Genomic DNA, 15238 nt, shown 5'->3' on the forward strand with positions numbered 1-15238 from the left:
CACTCCTCGCGCTCACCGGTGCCCGCCTTTCGTTCGCGACTGCGGGGCTCCGCTTCGCTGCACTCCTCGCGCTCACCGGACCGCCTCCGTGTCGCGGCCCGCGCGGCGGCCACGGCGGGCGGCGGCCCGGCGGAACGCCTCGTCGACCGCGTCGTCCTCGCTCCCGCCGCCGTCCAGGCCGGCGGCGAGCTGCCGGATCGTCGGGTGCTCGAACATGTGCATCAGCGGGAACGTGCGCTCCAGCGCGGCGCACAGCTCGCGGTAGATCTTCACGATCGTCACCGAGTCGGCGCCGAGGTCGAAGAACCGGTCGTCGACGCCGATCCGGTCGACACCGAGGACCCGCTGGAACACCTCGGTGGCGGTGCGCTCCACGTCGGACGCCGGCGCGGCGTACGCCGCCGCCCGGTCGCGGCCCGCCTCTGCGGCGTCGGCGAGCTTCTCCAGGGCGGCCCGGTCGACCTTGCCGCGGGCGGTCAACGGCAGCCGGTCCAGAGTGACCACGCTGGCCGGGACCATGTAGTGCGGCAGGGCCGCCGCGGCGTGGGCGCGCAGCCGCTCGGCCAGCGGAACGCCGCCGGCCGCCCGGGGCGTCGGATCGAGGACGCCGCCGAGCAGGGCGTGCAGCAGCCGGTCGTCGGGGGCCAGGGCGAGCAGGTCGCGTACGGGCTCCTCGTCGGCGATCAGGCCGAGCTGGCACAGGCCGAGCTGGAGCCCGGGCGCCGTCTCGTCGAGCAGCTGGCTCATCTCGCCGGCCTCCAGGAGGCTGAAGTGCAGCGCCCGGGTGCCGTAGAGGGGCTCGATCGCCGACATCCGGGCGACGAGGAAGATGCCGAACGCGCTGCCCTCGAAGGTCGGCTGGTTGGTGGAGACGTGCACCGCCCGGTCCAGCTCGGCGTCGGGGCGTACCGGGACCAGCCGGTGGGCCACCGGGTCGTGGTAGTAGCTGCCGCCGGCCAGGCCCTCGACCCGGCCGGGCCGCACGTGCACGTACGTCTGCACGGGGTAGAGCGCGCCGGCCGAGGCGTACCGGTACTTGGGCAGCACGTCGCCGTCGCGGCTGCGCAGGCACTCCAGCAGCCGGGCCAGGTCGGCCAGCGGCACCGGCCGGTCGGCGAAGGTCCGCCGGCTGGCCCGGCGCGCCCACAGCGCGTCGGCCTCCGCGTCGTCGAGGGTGGCCGGCAGGTCGACCGGGGTGCCCGTGAGGTCGGTGCGCAGGCTTCGGCGGGCCAGGGTGAACTCGGCCCGGCGCACCGGGTCGGCCTCCACGTCGCCGAGCACCTTCTTCTCGGCCACCTTCGGGTCCAGGTCGGTACCGGCGGGGCCGCCCGCACCCGGCGCGCCGGAGCCGGCGGCCGCGCCCGCCTCGGGCACCACGAAGGCGACCAGGCGGCGGCGCTGCCGGTCCGGGCCGGCCGCCAGCACGGCGGCCTCCCGGACCTCCGGGTGCCGGCCCAGGGTGGCCTCGACCTCGCCCAGCTCGATCCGGAAACCGCCGATCTTCACCTGGAAGTCGTCGCGGCCGAGGATCTGCAGGAGGCCGTCGGGCAGCCAGCGGCCCAGGTCGCCGGAGCGGTACAGCCGCTCCCCCGTCTCCGGGTGGGTGACGAAGGAGGCGGCGGTCAGCTCCGGGTCCCGCCAGTACCCGTCGGCGACGCCGTCGCCGCCGATGTACATCTCGCCCGGCACGCCGACCGGGCAGGGCTGCATGCGATCGTTGAGCACGTGGATGCGGTGGTTGGCCAGCGGCCGGCCGTACGGGATGGACTCCCAGGTCGGGTCGACGGCGTCCACGTCGTACGCGACACACCAGATGGCGGTCTCGGTGGGGCCGCCGGAGGCGACGAACCGCACGTCGGGGGCGAGCGCGCGGACCCGCTCCGGCAGGGTCACCGGGATCCAGTCCCCGGAGAGCCACATCAGCCGCAGCCCGGCCAGCCCCGGGTGGCCGCCGTCCGGCTCGGCCTGCTCGACGAGCATCTGGGCCAGCGCCGGCACCGAGTTCCAGGTGGTGACCCGGTGGGCCGCCATCAGCTCCAGCCAGCGGGCCGGGTCGCGGGTGGCGCCCGGCTCGGGCAGCACGAGGGTGGCCCCGGCGCCGAGCACCCCGAACACGTCCCACACCGACAGGTCGAAGCTGAGCGCGGACAGGCCGAGGGCGACGTCGTCCGGGCCGACCGCGCAGCGCTCGCGGACCTGGGCGATCGTGGTGAGGGTGGCCCGGTGAGACAGCATGACACCCTTCGGGGTGCCGGTGGAGCCGGAGGTGAACAGCACGTACGCCAGGTCCTCCGGCCGCTGCGCGGGCTTCAGGGGCGCCACGTCGCCGTCGGGGTCGGCGGCGGCGTCGACCGGCACCACCCGTACGCCCTCGGGCCAGTCGTCCCGGTTCGGGCCGCCGGCGCGGACCAGCACGACGCCCACCTCGGCGCGGCGCAGCTGGTGGTCCTGACGGGCGGGCGGCAGGTCCGGGTCGATCGGCAGGTACGCCGCGCCGGCCAGCTGCACGGCGAGCGCGCCGACGATCTGCGCGGCGCTCTTGTCGGCGGCCACCGCCACGAGCTGGTTGGGGCGTACGCCGTCGGCGCGCAGCGCCGAGCCCAGCGCGGTGGCCCGCCGCCACAGCTGCCCGTACGTCAGGGTGGCGTCGGCGGCGACCACGGCGGCGCGCTCCGGGCCGGCGGCGGCCCGCCGGCCGATCGCGGTGAACAGCAGCTCGTCGGGGATCTCCGTGGTGTCGGCGTTCGCGGCGGCGATCAGCTCCCGCTGCGCGGCCGGCAGCGGCGCCAGCGCGCCGGGCATCCACGCCTCGTCGCCGTCGGCGAGCCGCTCCAGCAGCTCGGTGTACGCGGCGAACAGGTCGTCGAGCATGTCGTCGGGGAACAGGTCCTCGACCACGTCCCAGTGGTACGACAGCGCGCCGTGGTCCTCGTACACCTGGTGGTCGAAGAGCACCTGCGGGGTCTGCGAGATCACCGAGACGGTCTCGCCGAGCCAGGCGGAGCCGAGCGCGCCCTGCCCGCCCTCCTGGTCCCGGCCCTGCTCCCGGGCGCTGGCGAAGACGACGGTGGCGAAGGTGCCCGGCGGCACGCCGCGCTGGCGGCTCAGCTCGCGCATCACCTCCACCCCGGAGAAGTACCGGTGCTCCAGGTCCTGCCAGAGCTGGCGCTGGATGCGCTCGGCCAGCCCGCCGAGCCCGTCGCGCGGGGTGACGTCGATCTCCAGCAGGGTGACCGCGGTGAAGTCGCCGATGATGTCGTCGATGCGCGGGTGCAGCGGCATCCGGTTGAACAGCGGCACGTTGACCGTGAACCGGCCGGTGCGGCTGTACCGGCCGAGCACCTCGGAGAACGCGGCGAGCTGCACCACCGACGGGGTGACCCCGCGCGTGGCGGCGCGGGCGCGCAGCCGGGCCCACCGGTCGGCGTCCAGCAGGCGCGAGCGGCGGCGCCGGCGGCGCCGGTCGGCGTCGGCGCCGGCCACCAGCGGCAGCTCCGGGCCGGGCGGCAGGTCCGCGATGCGGGCGAGCCAGTAGTCGCGGGAGCGCCGGTACGCCTCGGACTCGGTGACCTGGTCCAGGGCGAGCACGTAGTCGCGGAAGGACACCGGCAGCGGGTCGGGGTGCGCCTTGGGGTCGGCGTAGTGGTCGCCCCATTCGAGGAAGAACAGCCGGACGCTGGCCACGTCCGCGACGAGCAGGTCGAGGCTGACGTGGACGCGGGTGGTGCCGCCGGGCAGCCGGCTGGCCCGCACCTCGAACATCGGGAAGTGGTCCATCGGCAGGACCTGGTGGCTCAGCTCGTCGCGGGTCTTGGCGAGCTGGGCCTCCCGCTCGGCCGGGTCCACGTCGGACAGGTCGGCGAAGGCGATCTCCACCGGGGGCACCTGGTCGGCGGGGAGGATCTGCTGGGTGCCGTCGGCGCGGACCACCGCGCGCAGCATCTCCTGCCGGGCGACGAGCTGGTTGAGGGCGCGGGCGAGCCGGGGCACGTCCAGGTCGGCGGCGTCGATCTCCACGTAGATGTGGATGGACACCTCGCCGAGGTCGTAGCCGGCGCTGCGACCGACGAAATAGGCGTGCTGCTGCTCGGTGAGCGGGAACGGCTCGTGCCGGTGCTGCGGGTCGGCGACGACGGGCCGCCAGGCGATGTCCCGGCCGCCCGGCGCGGCGTCGAGCTGGCTGGTGACCACGCCGGCGAGGCCGGCCACCGTGCCGCGCATGAACTCGGCGATCGGGATGCCCACGCCGAGGTCGCGTTCCAGGTCGCGGCGCAGCTCGATGGCGCGCAGCGACTCCAGGCCCAGCCCGGCCAGCGGCAGGTCCAGCGACACCTTGTCGGCGGTGGTGCCGAGCATCCCGGCGAGGCGGCGGCGCAGCTCGGCGACGAGCACCGGGGCGCGCAGCGCCTCGTCGAGGGCGAGCAGCATGTCCCGCATCGGGGCGGCGGCGGGCTGCGGGCCGGCCGGGGCGGGCGCCGGGCGGCCGGCGGTGGCCAGCGGCTTCAGCTCCCCGGCGACGTACCGGTCGCGGCAGGCGCCGCGCTGCACCTTGCCGCTGACGGTCTTGGCGACCCCCTCCGGGCCGACGAGCAGCACCTCGTACGCCTCGACCTCGTGCTCGCCGGTGATCGCCGCGCGCAGCCGGCGGGCCAGGTCGTCGAGGTCCACCCCGTCGGTGTCGGGGATGGACTGCACGACGACGAGTCGCTCCTCGCCCTCGGTGTCGACGGCGAACGCCGCCGCCGGGGCGCCCTTGAGCGCCGGGTGCACCCGCTCGCAGGTCATCTCGACGTCCTGCGGGTACAGGTTGCGACCCCGGATGATGATCATTTCCTTGAGCCGGCCGCAGAGCACCAGCTCACCGGCGTGCCGGAAGCCCAGGTCGCCCGTACGCAGGAACGGGCCGGTGCCGTCGGCCAGCCGCGCGCCGAAGGTCTCCGCCGACAGCTCGGGGCGCTGCCAGTAGCCCTGGCAGACCACCTCGCCGCGCACCCACAGCTCGCCGACCCGGTCGTCGTCGACCGGGGTGCGGGTCGCCGGGTCGACCACCAGGATCTCGCAGTGCGGCCCGTACGGGCCCACCCCGACCAGGGTGAGGGCGCGGTCGTCGCCGTCGGTGGTGACCACCACTCGGCCCTGCTCCAGCTCGGCGGCGTCGACGCGCAGGATCAGCGGCTCCGGATCGCCGTGCCGGCCGGTGAGGAACAGCATCGCCTCGGTCATGCCGAAGCCCGGCGACATGGTCTCGGGACGGAAGCCGTACGGGGCGAACTCCGCGCAGAACCGGCGGACGGTCTCCGCCCGGACCCGCTCGGCGGCGTTGAAGGTGGTGTGCCAGCCGGAGAGGTCCAGGCCGGTGCGCCGCTCGGCGGGCACCTGGGCGAGGCAGCGTTCGAAGGCGAAGTTCGGGGCGCAGCCGTAGATCGGGCCGGGGGTGTCGGAGATGGCGCGCAGCCAGCGCAGCGGGTCGGCGACGAAGTCCTCCGGGGTGAGGAACACCGCCCGACCGCCGAGGTACTGGGCCAGCAGCAGGTGCCCGGCCACCCCGAGGGCGTGGTACGGGGAGATCCAGCTGACCACGTTCGCCCCGGCCGGCAGCCCGGCGAGGGCCACCGTCTGGGCGATCTGGTGCAGCAGGTTGCGGTGGCTGACCATGACGCCCTTGGGCGCGCCGGTGGAGCCGGACGTGTATTGCAGCAGCGCCAGGTCGTCGCCGGTCAGCTCGGGCGGGGTCCAGCCGTCGGCGGCGGCCTCGTCGACCCGGTCGACGGCGAACCACGGCACGTCGGCGCCGAGCCGCTCGCGCAGCTCACCGAGCCGGTCGACCAGCTCGGCGCTGGTCACCACGGCGGTCACCTCGGCGTTGCCGGCGATCTGCACCGCCCGCTCGGTGCGCGGGTCACCCGCCCCGTCCACCGGCGGCGGGCAGGCGACGGCGACGGCGCCGGCGTACATCACCCCGGTGAGGCCGACCAGGAAGTCCAGGCCCGGGGCCAGCAGCACCAGCACCCGCCCGGCCGGGGCGAGGTGCGGGGCGATGGTGGCCGCGAGGGCGGCGGAGCGCCGGTCGTACTCCGCGCGGGTGAGCTCGCTCGTGACGCCGCGCCCGTCGGACGTGTCCGTGCCGGCGGGGAAGGTCAGATGCGCGAAGGCGACCGCCCCGGGATCCCGCGCGGCGTTGTCCCGCAGGATGTCGAGCAGGGTGGTCGCCTGGATGCCGTCGTCGAGGGCACGGTCGGTCATGCGCGCTCCTGGCTGAAGTCGGTCGGGCCGGCGAGGTCCCGCCGGCACCGCGCCGAGTTCGACGACGGTGAGCGCGTCGCGCCGGAGCACCGGTGGTGATCTCGCGGGGTTCCCCCCACCGTGCCAACGCCCGCGCTGCCGGTCCGCCCTCCAACGGGCCGTCCGCCTGGGCACTCCCCGGCCCGCCCGCACCTCCCACCCCCGCCGGGGTACCCGGTCGGGCACCCGGGAGCGATGCGAAAGGCCCCCTGCCGTGGGCGGGTTACGAGGCGAGCGCAGCGGGCAAGGCCAGGCGTGGGACCCGCCCGGCGAGCGCGACGTCGCCACCGAGAAGGTCAAGGATCGGCCGGACCGCGCGGTCCGGGTCGCTGTCCGCGCGGCAGGTGAACACGTCGATGTGTGCCAATGCGAACTCCGGCCAGGTGGACACGATGATGTGCGACTCGGCGAGGATCAGCACGCAGGTGGCGCCGTGCGGCTGGAACGGCTCGATCAACTCTGACCGGGCGCTGTTGCCGAGCAGCCGACACGTCTCTCGCATCGCGATCATGATCTGCTCCGGGCCGACCGCAGTGACCCCGGCGCAGTTCGTCACGTCGTAGACAGCGTGGATCACGGGGCCTCGATTCAGGCGGCGCGGTGCGCGGGACGGACGGCGGGGTGCTCTGCCAGCAAGGCGGCGAAGTAGTCGACGGTGTAGGCGCGGTGGAGACGCCGCGGATCGGCGGCCCACCGGCATACCTCGGTCCACAGCGTGTCGAGGACCTGTTCGCCGTGGTCGGCCAGGAGGACGTCGAGGTTCAGGAACAGCTCCGGCTACGTTCTCCAGCGTCCACCCCCGCCCGAGGCGGGCGCGGCGTAGCGGCGACGGCTCTTGTGAGGTTGCCTGACGACGAGCGATGACGCCCACCTCCCAGTCGTCGACGACCGAGCACCGCTAATTAGAGACGTTGCACCGTCAGCTCGCGGGTTGGCGACTCGGTCGTGACCTTGTCGCAGATGCTCTCGTCACCCAATCCATACTGGAGCCATCGACGGCCGCTGTGGGGTTCCCCGCCCCGGCGGGTGTGTCGTGGCCCCGATAGCACGGTCAGACCGCCTCGGTCTTGAGCCGAGTGCTGGTGTACGGCTGGGACGGCCGTTGGAAGCAAGCGCCGGACACCCGCGACTCTATGGTGCGCACGTGGCGGAAGCTCTGCCCGCGGTAATAGTCGTGCAGCCGCGGATTGGTGGTCCAGGCGTCCAACCGCAGCCACGTCAAGCCGGCCTCATACGCCCGGCCGCCGGCCCAGTCCAGCATCTCCCCGCCGAGGTTCGAGCCGGCGTAGCGCAGCGGAATCATCATCTTCGCCGCGTAGAGCGCGTCGGCCGGGTCGTCCTCTGGATACCACAACGCTTCGGGATCCCTGTCCGGTTTCCACAGGTTGTCGACGTCCACGTACGCCGTCAGCGTGATCGTGGCAATCGGGTCGTCGCCGTCCCACACCATCCACGTCTGCCCGGCGGAGACAGTCGACGCGACCGCGGAACGGGGGAGCGGGATGGACCACTGGTCCTCACCCCTAGCGGCGAGCCAGGCGACCCGCTCACGGCGCCAGCTCATGATGACGTCGACATCGCTCAACCGGGCAGGCGTGATGATCATGTTGGTTCTTCCTCCGGCCTGAACCTGGCGATGACGCTCGCGTCGCCGTGGGTGCTGACGATCCGGTTTCGGTCGCCGGCGAACGGGGTGACGGACACCCGCACCGGACGGTCCGAGGTGTAGCCGGTGCGGATGTAGTGCAGCACCGGGGTGCCGGGCGGCAGCCGCAGCATCGACGCTTCCTCGGGCGTGGGCATGCGCGCCACGTATTCGTCGTAGTAGCCGACCTGCGCGTACCCGCGCTCGGCGAGCAGCCGGGTCGTGCCCTGCGGCATGTCCCTCGGCGACAGCAGTTCCGGGACCGTCTCAGCCAGGTCCATCGGGTAGTAGGTGTCCTGCACCGACGACGGTTGGCCGTTGACGAACCGGACGCACCGGCGCAGCACCGCCGCCGACTCGGGCTCCACGTGCAGGCGTTCCGCGAGGTCCGCAGGGAGTACCTCGATGGTCAGCCGGAACTCCTGCGAGGACTCGTAGCCCTGCTGTGCCACCTCGGACCGCCAGGCGTCGGTCTCCGACGTCGGGCCCGGCATCTCCGCCCGGTGAGCGTGGAAGGTCAGGGTGACCTTGCTGCGGACGATCATTCCGCCGCTGCGCCCCGGCATCCTCTCCACCAGGCCCTCGTTGATCAGCAGGCCCGTAGCGTCACGGACGGTATTGCGAGAGACGCCGTACTGGCCTTGCAGCTGAGTCTCTGTCGGAAGCCGGTCGCCCACGCGCAACTCTCCCGAGACGATCCGACCTCGGAGTGCGTCTGCGATCTGGCGGCACTTCGGCTGCGCCACGCTCACACCCTTCCTGATTTCGTCCCAACCAATCTAACGGGGAGGGCTTGACTGTGTCCCACAGCACTGCAATGGTTGGTATGAATCCAACGTTACCTAACGTTTGGTCTAGCTCACCAGGGAGCGAAGCGTGGACGAGGCCGGCGAGCTGGCCCGCGACATGGAGCGCGTGAACCGGGCACTCGGGTACGCGCGCGTCTTCCTGGCCGGCCTCGACCAAGCCGACGGCGCGCGAGAACTGCGGGAAGCCATGAACTCGCCGCTCCGCACGCTCGTCGAGCAGGCCGAGGTGTCAGCAGCCCGGGTGACGACTTACCTGCGGGAGCGGTCCCGCACATAGGCCGGGTGCAGGGCTCCCCACGTGTCCCCCCAGGCGCACAGGCCCTGCACCCCCGACAGGGGTACGCGGCCAGCGCCGGGGAGGGCCTGGCCGCGTACCCCAACCCAAGGAGGTGACATGTGGCCCGCAAGAAGTGGTTCCTTCCCGGTAACGACGACACGCCATACAAGCCGTTCGGGATCGACTGCGAAGGGGCGGCGACGCTCTACGGCCACCACGGCGGCTGGAACGGGGCCGCCACTCTCGGCCTCGATGACACGTCAGTCGCAGCGGAGCGGAACCGCGCCGTGTGGGAATACCTGAACCAGCAGCCCACGGACGCCGAGCCGTCATGGCTCTGGCCGTTCGGAAGGCGGCGGCCATGAGCAGCCCTCCCCCGGTCAACGTGGCACCCGGCACGCTGCTTCGGCTCGACCCGGACGACTGGTCCTTCGGGCGCGACCTCACCCCCGGCACCCGGGTCGACATCGTGGTCGTTCGGCTCCGTACCGACCTCGCTCACGTCAACGATGACGCAATGTGGGTGGTGGGCCATCTACCGCAGTGCTCGTACTCCCACATCGACGAGCACCCACCCTGCATGGAAGTGCGCGTCAAGGTCGCCGCGCTTCAACGACACACCTCCACGCCGTGACACGGCTCGACGAAGGCGTCCGACCCGTCGACTTGTTCGACGCGGCCCGCCGCACTGCGCTTCAGCACGCCGGCAACGGCAAGTGCTTCAACTGCCAGGACACCACATGCCGCCAGCAGGAATGGGCCCTGGATGAACTCCAGCGCCACCCTGGCGGTCGCCAGCTGCTTCAGCAACTTGATGAACTCCCCGCCCCAACAGCCGACTCGGTCCAGGAAGGCCACCCGCAGTGACCACACCCCTGAGCACAGCAACAACCCACGCCATGCCGTTCGTAGAGACGCGGCCCCAACCGACGTCGGCGCGCCGACCCGGCATGGCCCCCGCCCGGCCCATGCTGACAGTCCGCCGGGCCACCCGTGATAACGCCGGGCCGCTCATCGCGCTATTGGCCGAAGCGTTCCTCCAAGGGCCCGTTGGTGAATGGCTCGTCCCCAACATCAGAGAACGCCGTGTCGTCTACCACCGGTACTTCAAGGTCGTCCTGCACCACGCGCAGCGGCACGGCTACGTGGACACCACCGACAACCTGGCGGGAGTGGCGATCTGGTACAGCCGCACCGAAGCGCCGGTCGCCGCGCCGAGCTACCAGTACGAACTGATGAACGCGACTGGCAAGTACGCGCCGAGGTTCCTGCTACTCGACGCGCTATTCGAGGCACACCGACCTCGCATTCCGCACGACTACCTCGCGTACGTCGCTGTCGATCCCGACCGACAGAGCTGCGGCATCGGTTCGGTGCTGCTCGGCAGCGCACACTGGAGGCTCGACGCGCGGAACCGGCCAGCATACCTGGAGGCCAGCAACGAACGCAACCGGGACCTGTACGCCCGCCTCGGCTACCACCCAGGACCGCCCCTGAACCTGCCCAACGCTGGCCCGCCGATCTGGCGCATGTGGCGCGGCCAGCCCAACGGCGGCGTATCCGCGCAGTTCCCTCCCGCCGAGCTGATGCACCGACGGCCGCTGTGAAAGGTCCTGCCCTGTCCACGCCCATCCGGCCAGCGACGCCCAGCGACGTCGCGTCGGTTACCCAGCTCCTGATCAACGCCTTGGCCAACGACCCGGTCGCCGAGTGGCTGGTGCCCGACCCCGCCGAGCGCACCTCGGTCCTCTGGCGCATGCTCGCTCTCGACGTCGATCACACCGTCGAGACCGGGCGCGTCGACCTGGCGGTGAACATGTCCGCGGTCGCCGCGTGGCGGCGCCATGACCCGGACGTGCAGCGTTGGGTTCCCACCGTTCACCATCTGAAGGCATTCGCGGGCAGGTCGTCGCCCCGCTTCGCCGCGCTACAGGTCGCCGTCGACAGCTACAGGTCCTCGGCGCCGCACTACTGGCTGTCCTGGTTCGCCGTGCACCCCGACGTGCGGGGACGCGGGATGTTGCGCGAGATGCTGCGCCGGTACCACGAGGTGGTCGACGAAGCCGAATATCCGAGCTACGCGGTCGTGACGACCGAAGCAGCGCGGGACATGCTTCAGCGGCACGGCTATTACCCGGCCCTGCCGCTGCATCTGCCGAGCGGGCCGCGGCTGTGGCCGCTGGCCCGCAACGGCCGCCCCACCCGGGGCGCCAGCGCAAGTTGACGCACCTTCCGATGACGTCCGTCGCCTCCCTCCGGCGACGGGCGCGGGGCCCGGAAGGAGTGGCCGCCGTCAGGTCCCGACGCGGGTACCAACGACCCGAGGTCACCCTTCCAAGCCTTCGCACAGCCCTTGTCGGTCGATCGAGAGCCTCCCGTCGCCCGCCGGCTCCCCTGACCATTGGCAGCTGACCTGCAAAGGTGCCCGCCTTTCCCGGCGTCGACAGGGGGCCTCGCCTCAGGAGCGGGCGGGGGTGGGGTGGGCGGTCAACTCCGGGGGCTGCTGCATCTGCTGCCACATCTTCTTCTCGGCCATCGCGAGGTAGAGGCGGGTCAGTCGGCCGGGTCGTCCTCTGGATACCACAACGCTTCGGGATCCCTGTCCGGTTTCCACAGGTTGTCGACGTCCACGTACGCCGTCAGCGTGATCGTGGCAATCGGGTCGTCGCCGTCCCACACCATCCACGTCTGCCCGGCGGAGACAGTCGACGCGACCGCGGAACGGGGGAGCGGGATGGACCACTGGTCCTCACCCCTAGCGGCGAGCCAGGCGACCCGCTCACGGCGCCAGCTCATGATGACGTCGACATCGCTCAACCGGGCAGGCGTGATGATCATGTTGGTTCTTCCTCCGGCCTGAACCTGGCGATGACGCTCGCGTCGCCGTGGGTGCTGACGATCCGGTTTCGGTCGCCGGCGAACGGGGTGACGGACACCCGCACCGGACGGTCCGAGGTGTAGCCGGTGCGGATGTAGTGCAGCACCGGGGTGCCGGGCGGCAGCCGCAGCATCGACGCTTCCTCGGGCGTGGGCATGCGCGCCACGTATTCGTCGTAGTAGCCGACCTGCGCGTACCCGCGCTCGGCGAGCAGCCGGGTCGTGCCCTGCGGAATGTCCCTCGGCGACAGCAGTTCCGGGACCTTCTCAGCCAGGTCCATCGGGTAGTAGGTGTCCTGCACCGACGACGGTTGGCCGTTGACGAACCGGACGCACCGGCGCAGCACCGCCGCCGACTCGGGCTCCACGTGCAGGCGTTCCGCGAGGTCCGCAGGGAGTACCTCGATGGTCAGCCGGAACTCCTGCGAGGACTCGTAGCCCTGCTGTGCCACCTCGGACCGCCAGGCGTCGGTCTCCGACGTCGGGCCCGGCATCTCCGCCCGGTGAGCGTGGAAGGTCAGGGTGACCTTGCTGCGGACGATCATTCCGCCGCTGCGCCCCGGCATCCTCTCCACCAGGCCCTCGTTGATCAGCAGGCCCGTAGCGTCACGGACGGTATTGCGAGAGACGCCGTACTGGCCTTGCAGCTGAGTCTCTGTCGGAAGCCGGTCGCCCACGCGCAACTCTCCCGAGACGATCCGACCTCGGAGTGCGTCTGCGATCTGGCGGCACTTCGGCTGCGCCACGCTCACACCCTTCCTGATTTCGTCCCAACCAATCTAACGGGGAGGGCTTGACTGTGTCCCACAGCACTGCAATGGTTGGTATGAATCCAACGTTACCTAACGTTTGGTCTAGCTCACCAGGGAGCGAAGCGTGGACGAGGCCGGCGAGCTGGCCCGCGACATGGAGCGCGTGAACCGGGCACTCGGGTACGCGCGCGTCTTCCTGGCCGGCCTCGACCAAGCCGACGGCGCGCGAGAACTGCGGGAAGCCATGAACTCGCCGCTCCGCACGCTCGTCGAGCAGGCCGAGGTGTCAGCAGCCCGGGTGACGACTTACCTGCGGGAGCGGTCCCGCACATAGGCCGGGTGCAGGGCTCCCCACGTGTCCCCCCAGGCGCACAGGCCCTGCACCCCCGACAGGGGTACGCGGCCAGCGCCGGGGAGGGCCTGGCCGCGTACCCCAACCCAAGGAGGTGACATGTGGCCCGCAAGAAGTGGTTCCTTCCCGGTAACGACGACACGCCATACAAGCCGTTCGGGATCGACTGCGAAGGGGCGGCGACGCTCTACGGCCACCACGGCGGCTGGAACGGGGCCGCCACTCTCGGCCTCGATGACACGTCAGTCGCAGCGGAGCGGAACCGCGCCGTGTGGGAATACCTGAACCAGCAGCCCACGGACGCCGAGCCGTCATGGCTCTGGCCGTTCGGAAGGCGGCGGCCATGAGCAGCCCTCCCCCGGTCAACGTGGCACCCGGCACGCTGCTTCGGCTCGACCCGGACGACTGGTCCTTCGGGCGCGACCTCACCCCCGGCACCCGGGTCGACATCGTGGTCGTTCGGCTCCGTACCGACCTCGCTCACGTCAACGATGACGCAATGTGGGTGGTGGGCCATCTACCGCAGTGCTCGTACTCCCACATCGACGAGCACCCACCCTGCATGGAAGTGCGCGTCAAGGTCGCCGCGCTTCAACGACACACCTCCACGCCGTGACACGGCTCGACGAAGGCGTCCGACCCGTCGACTTGTTCGACGCGGCCCGCCGCACTGCGCTTCAGCACGCCGGCAACGGCAAGTGCTTCAACTGCCAGGACACCACATGCCGCCAGCAGGAATGGGCCCTGGATGAACTCCAGCGCCACCCTGGCGGTCGCCAGCTGCTTCAGCAACTTGATGAACTCCCCGCCCCAACAGCCGACTCGGTCCAGGAAGGCCACCCGCAGTGACCACACCCCTGAGCACAGCAACAACCCACGCCATGCCGTTCGTAGAGACGCGGCCCCAACCGACGTCGGCGCGCCGACCCGGCATGGCCCCCGCCCGGCCCATGCTGACAGTCCGCCGGGCCACCCGTGATAACGCCGGGCCGCTCATCGCGCTATTGGCCGAAGCGTTCCTCCAAGGGCCCGTTGGTGAATGGCTCGTCCCCAACATCAGAGAACGCCGTGTCGTCTACCACCGGTACTTCAAGGTCGTCCTGCACCACGCGCAGCGGCACGGCTACGTGGACACCACCGACAACCTGGCGGGAGTGGCGATCTGGTACAGCCGCACCGAAGCGCCGGTCGCCGCGCCGAGCTACCAGTACGAACTGATGAACGCGACTGGCAAGTACGCGCCGAGGTTCCTGCTACTCGACGCGCTATTCGAGGCACACCGACCTCGCATTCCGCACGACTACCTCGCGTACGTCGCTGTCGATCCCGACCGACAGAGCTGCGGCATCGGTTCGGTGCTGCTCGGCAGCGCACACTGGAGGCTCGACGCGCGGAACCGGCCAGCATACCTGGAGGCCAGCAACGAACGCAACCGGGACCTGTACGCCCGCCTCGGCTACCACCCAGGACCGCCCCTGAACCTGCCCAACGCTGGCCCGCCGATCTGGCGCATGTGGCGCGGCCAGCCCAACGGCGGCGTATCCGCGCAGTTCCCTCCCGCCGAGCTGATGCACCGACGGCCGCTGTGAAAGGTCCTGCCCTGTCCACGCCCATCCGGCCAGCGACGCCCAGCGACGTCGCGTCGGTTACCCAGCTCCTGATCAACGCCTTGGCCAACGACCCGGTCGCCGAGTGGCTGGTGCCCGACCCCGCCGAGCGCACCTCGGTCCTCTGGCGCATGCTCGCTCTCGACGTCGATCACACCGTCGAGACCGGGCGCGTCGACCTGGCGGTGAACATGTCCGCGGTCGCCGCGTGGCGGCGCCATGACCCGGACGTGCAGCGTTGGGTTCCCACCGTTCACCATCTGAAGGCATTCGCGGGCAGGTCGTCGCCCCGCTTCGCCGCGCTCCAGGTCGCCGTCGACAGCTACAGGTCCTCGGCGCCGCACTACTGGCTGTCGTGGTTCGCCGTGCACCCCGACGTGAGGGGACGCGGGATGTTGCGCGAGATGCTGCGCCGGTACCACGAGGTGGTCGACGAAGCCGAATATCCGAGCTACGCGGTCGTGACGACCGAAGCAGCGCGGGACATGCTTCAGCGGCACGGCTATTACCCGGCCCTGCCGCTGCATCTGCCGAGCGGGCCGCGGCTGTGGCCGCTGGCCCGCAACGGCCGCCCCACCCGGGGCGCCAGCGCAAGTTGACGCACCTTCCGATGACGTCCGTCGCCTCCCTCCGGCGA

At 71.5% G+C, this 15238-nt stretch carries 17 protein-coding genes and 1 pseudogene; 10 read left to right on the forward strand and 8 right to left on the reverse strand.

Features of this window, described 5'->3' with window-relative positions; genetic code table 11:
- Nucleotides 1-72: 72 nt before the first annotated feature.
- The 4 genes from ACGFIZ_RS11760 to ACGFIZ_RS11775 form a co-directional block, all read right to left on the reverse strand.
- A complete protein-coding gene (locus ACGFIZ_RS11760; RefSeq protein WP_393418336.1) occupies nucleotides 73-6243 on the reverse strand; it encodes an amino acid adenylation domain-containing protein in 6171 nt (2056 codons plus the stop codon).
- A gap of 262 nt (nucleotides 6244-6505) precedes the next feature.
- Nucleotides 6506-6859, reverse strand: coding sequence for an S-adenosylmethionine decarboxylase family protein (locus tag ACGFIZ_RS11765; RefSeq protein WP_393418338.1), 354 nt, complete (start codon nucleotides 6857-6859; stop codon nucleotides 6506-6508).
- 474 nt (nucleotides 6860-7333) lie between these two features.
- Entirely contained in the window at nucleotides 7334-7888 is a 555-nt protein-coding gene (locus tag ACGFIZ_RS11770) for a GCN5 family acetyltransferase (protein ID WP_393418340.1), read from the reverse strand.
- The gene (locus ACGFIZ_RS11775) at nucleotides 7885-8679 is read right to left on the reverse strand and encodes a GntR family transcriptional regulator (protein ID WP_393418342.1); all 795 of its coding nucleotides are present in this window, start codon (nucleotides 8677-8679) and stop codon (nucleotides 7885-7887) included. Before ACGFIZ_RS11775 ends, ACGFIZ_RS11770 begins: the two co-directional genes overlap by 4 nt.
- A gap of 124 nt (nucleotides 8680-8803) precedes the next feature.
- Between ACGFIZ_RS11775 and ACGFIZ_RS11780 the strand changes: the two genes are divergently transcribed.
- The 3 genes from ACGFIZ_RS11780 to ACGFIZ_RS11790 all read left to right on the forward strand — a co-directional run bounded on the left by ACGFIZ_RS11780 (nucleotide 8804) and on the right by ACGFIZ_RS11790 (nucleotide 9647).
- Nucleotides 8804-9013 carry a hypothetical protein gene (locus ACGFIZ_RS11780; RefSeq protein ID WP_393418344.1) on the forward strand — a complete coding sequence of 70 codons (210 nt, stop codon included), beginning with the start codon at nucleotides 8804-8806 and terminating at the stop codon, nucleotides 9011-9013.
- A 119-nt stretch (nucleotides 9014-9132) separates the two neighbouring features.
- On the forward strand, nucleotides 9133-9378 hold the full coding sequence (locus tag ACGFIZ_RS11785; RefSeq protein WP_393418346.1) for a hypothetical protein: 246 nt from the start codon (nucleotides 9133-9135) through the stop codon (nucleotides 9376-9378).
- Complete coding sequence (locus ACGFIZ_RS11790) at nucleotides 9375-9647, forward strand: hypothetical protein (RefSeq protein WP_393418348.1); 273 nt, start codon at nucleotides 9375-9377, stop codon at nucleotides 9645-9647. Before ACGFIZ_RS11785 ends, ACGFIZ_RS11790 begins: the two co-directional genes overlap by 4 nt.
- Here the strand turns inward: ACGFIZ_RS11790 and ACGFIZ_RS11795 are convergent.
- A complete protein-coding gene (locus ACGFIZ_RS11795; protein WP_393418350.1) occupies nucleotides 9623-9871 on the reverse strand; it encodes a hypothetical protein in 249 nt (82 codons plus the stop codon). The two genes, ACGFIZ_RS11790 and ACGFIZ_RS11795, sit on opposite strands and share 25 nt — an antisense overlap.
- Before the next feature lie 92 nt (nucleotides 9872-9963).
- On the opposite strand from ACGFIZ_RS11795, the gene ACGFIZ_RS11800 reads away from it, so the two are divergent.
- Nucleotides 9964-10620: a GNAT family N-acetyltransferase gene (locus tag ACGFIZ_RS11800; RefSeq protein ID WP_393418352.1), complete on the forward strand. Its 657-nt coding sequence runs from the start codon at nucleotides 9964-9966 to the stop codon at nucleotides 10618-10620.
- Nucleotides 10617-11237, forward strand: a complete 621-nt coding sequence (locus ACGFIZ_RS11805; protein WP_393418354.1) for a hypothetical protein — start codon at nucleotides 10617-10619, stop codon at nucleotides 11235-11237. The genes ACGFIZ_RS11800 and ACGFIZ_RS11805 overlap by 4 nt, the downstream gene beginning before the upstream one ends.
- Nucleotides 11238-11569: 332 nt before the next feature.
- Here the strand turns inward: ACGFIZ_RS11805 and ACGFIZ_RS11810 are convergent.
- Both ACGFIZ_RS11810 and ACGFIZ_RS11815 read right to left on the reverse strand, forming a co-directional pair.
- A pseudogene (locus ACGFIZ_RS11810) lies at nucleotides 11570-11851 on the reverse strand (GCN5 family acetyltransferase); the annotation flags it as partial.
- The gene (locus tag ACGFIZ_RS11815) at nucleotides 11848-12642 is read right to left on the reverse strand and encodes a GntR family transcriptional regulator (RefSeq protein WP_393418356.1); all 795 of its coding nucleotides are present in this window, start codon (nucleotides 12640-12642) and stop codon (nucleotides 11848-11850) included. The pseudogene ACGFIZ_RS11810 and the gene ACGFIZ_RS11815, both read right to left, overlap by 4 nt.
- A 124-nt stretch (nucleotides 12643-12766) precedes the next feature.
- On the opposite strand from ACGFIZ_RS11815, the gene ACGFIZ_RS11820 reads away from it, so the two are divergent.
- The 3 genes from ACGFIZ_RS11820 to ACGFIZ_RS11830 all read left to right on the forward strand — a co-directional run bounded on the left by ACGFIZ_RS11820 (nucleotide 12767) and on the right by ACGFIZ_RS11830 (nucleotide 13610).
- Nucleotides 12767-12976 (forward strand): hypothetical protein, encoded by a 210-nt coding sequence (locus ACGFIZ_RS11820; protein ID WP_393418344.1) that lies wholly within the window; start codon nucleotides 12767-12769, stop codon nucleotides 12974-12976.
- A gap of 119 nt (nucleotides 12977-13095) precedes the next feature.
- The gene (locus ACGFIZ_RS11825) at nucleotides 13096-13341 is read left to right on the forward strand and encodes a hypothetical protein (RefSeq protein ID WP_393418346.1); all 246 of its coding nucleotides are present in this window, start codon (nucleotides 13096-13098) and stop codon (nucleotides 13339-13341) included.
- Complete coding sequence (locus ACGFIZ_RS11830; protein WP_393418348.1) at nucleotides 13338-13610, forward strand: hypothetical protein; 273 nt, start codon at nucleotides 13338-13340, stop codon at nucleotides 13608-13610. Before ACGFIZ_RS11825 ends, ACGFIZ_RS11830 begins: the two co-directional genes overlap by 4 nt.
- On the opposite strand, the gene ACGFIZ_RS11835 is transcribed toward ACGFIZ_RS11830, so the two are convergent.
- Entirely contained in the window at nucleotides 13586-13834 is a 249-nt protein-coding gene (locus tag ACGFIZ_RS11835; protein ID WP_393418350.1) for a hypothetical protein, read from the reverse strand. The two genes, ACGFIZ_RS11830 and ACGFIZ_RS11835, sit on opposite strands and share 25 nt — an antisense overlap.
- Before the next feature lie 92 nt (nucleotides 13835-13926).
- On the opposite strand from ACGFIZ_RS11835, the gene ACGFIZ_RS11840 reads away from it, so the two are divergent.
- Nucleotides 13927-14583, forward strand: a complete 657-nt coding sequence (locus tag ACGFIZ_RS11840) for a GNAT family N-acetyltransferase (protein ID WP_393418352.1) — start codon at nucleotides 13927-13929, stop codon at nucleotides 14581-14583.
- Nucleotides 14580-15200, forward strand: coding sequence for a hypothetical protein (locus ACGFIZ_RS11845; RefSeq protein WP_393418354.1), 621 nt, complete (start codon nucleotides 14580-14582; stop codon nucleotides 15198-15200). The genes ACGFIZ_RS11840 and ACGFIZ_RS11845 overlap by 4 nt, the downstream gene beginning before the upstream one ends.
- The last annotated feature ends 38 nt before the right edge of the window (nucleotides 15201-15238 follow it).

Source organism: Micromonospora sp. NPDC048830 (assembly GCF_043198215.1).
Taxonomy (GTDB): domain Bacteria; phylum Actinomycetota; class Actinomycetes; order Mycobacteriales; family Micromonosporaceae; genus Micromonospora.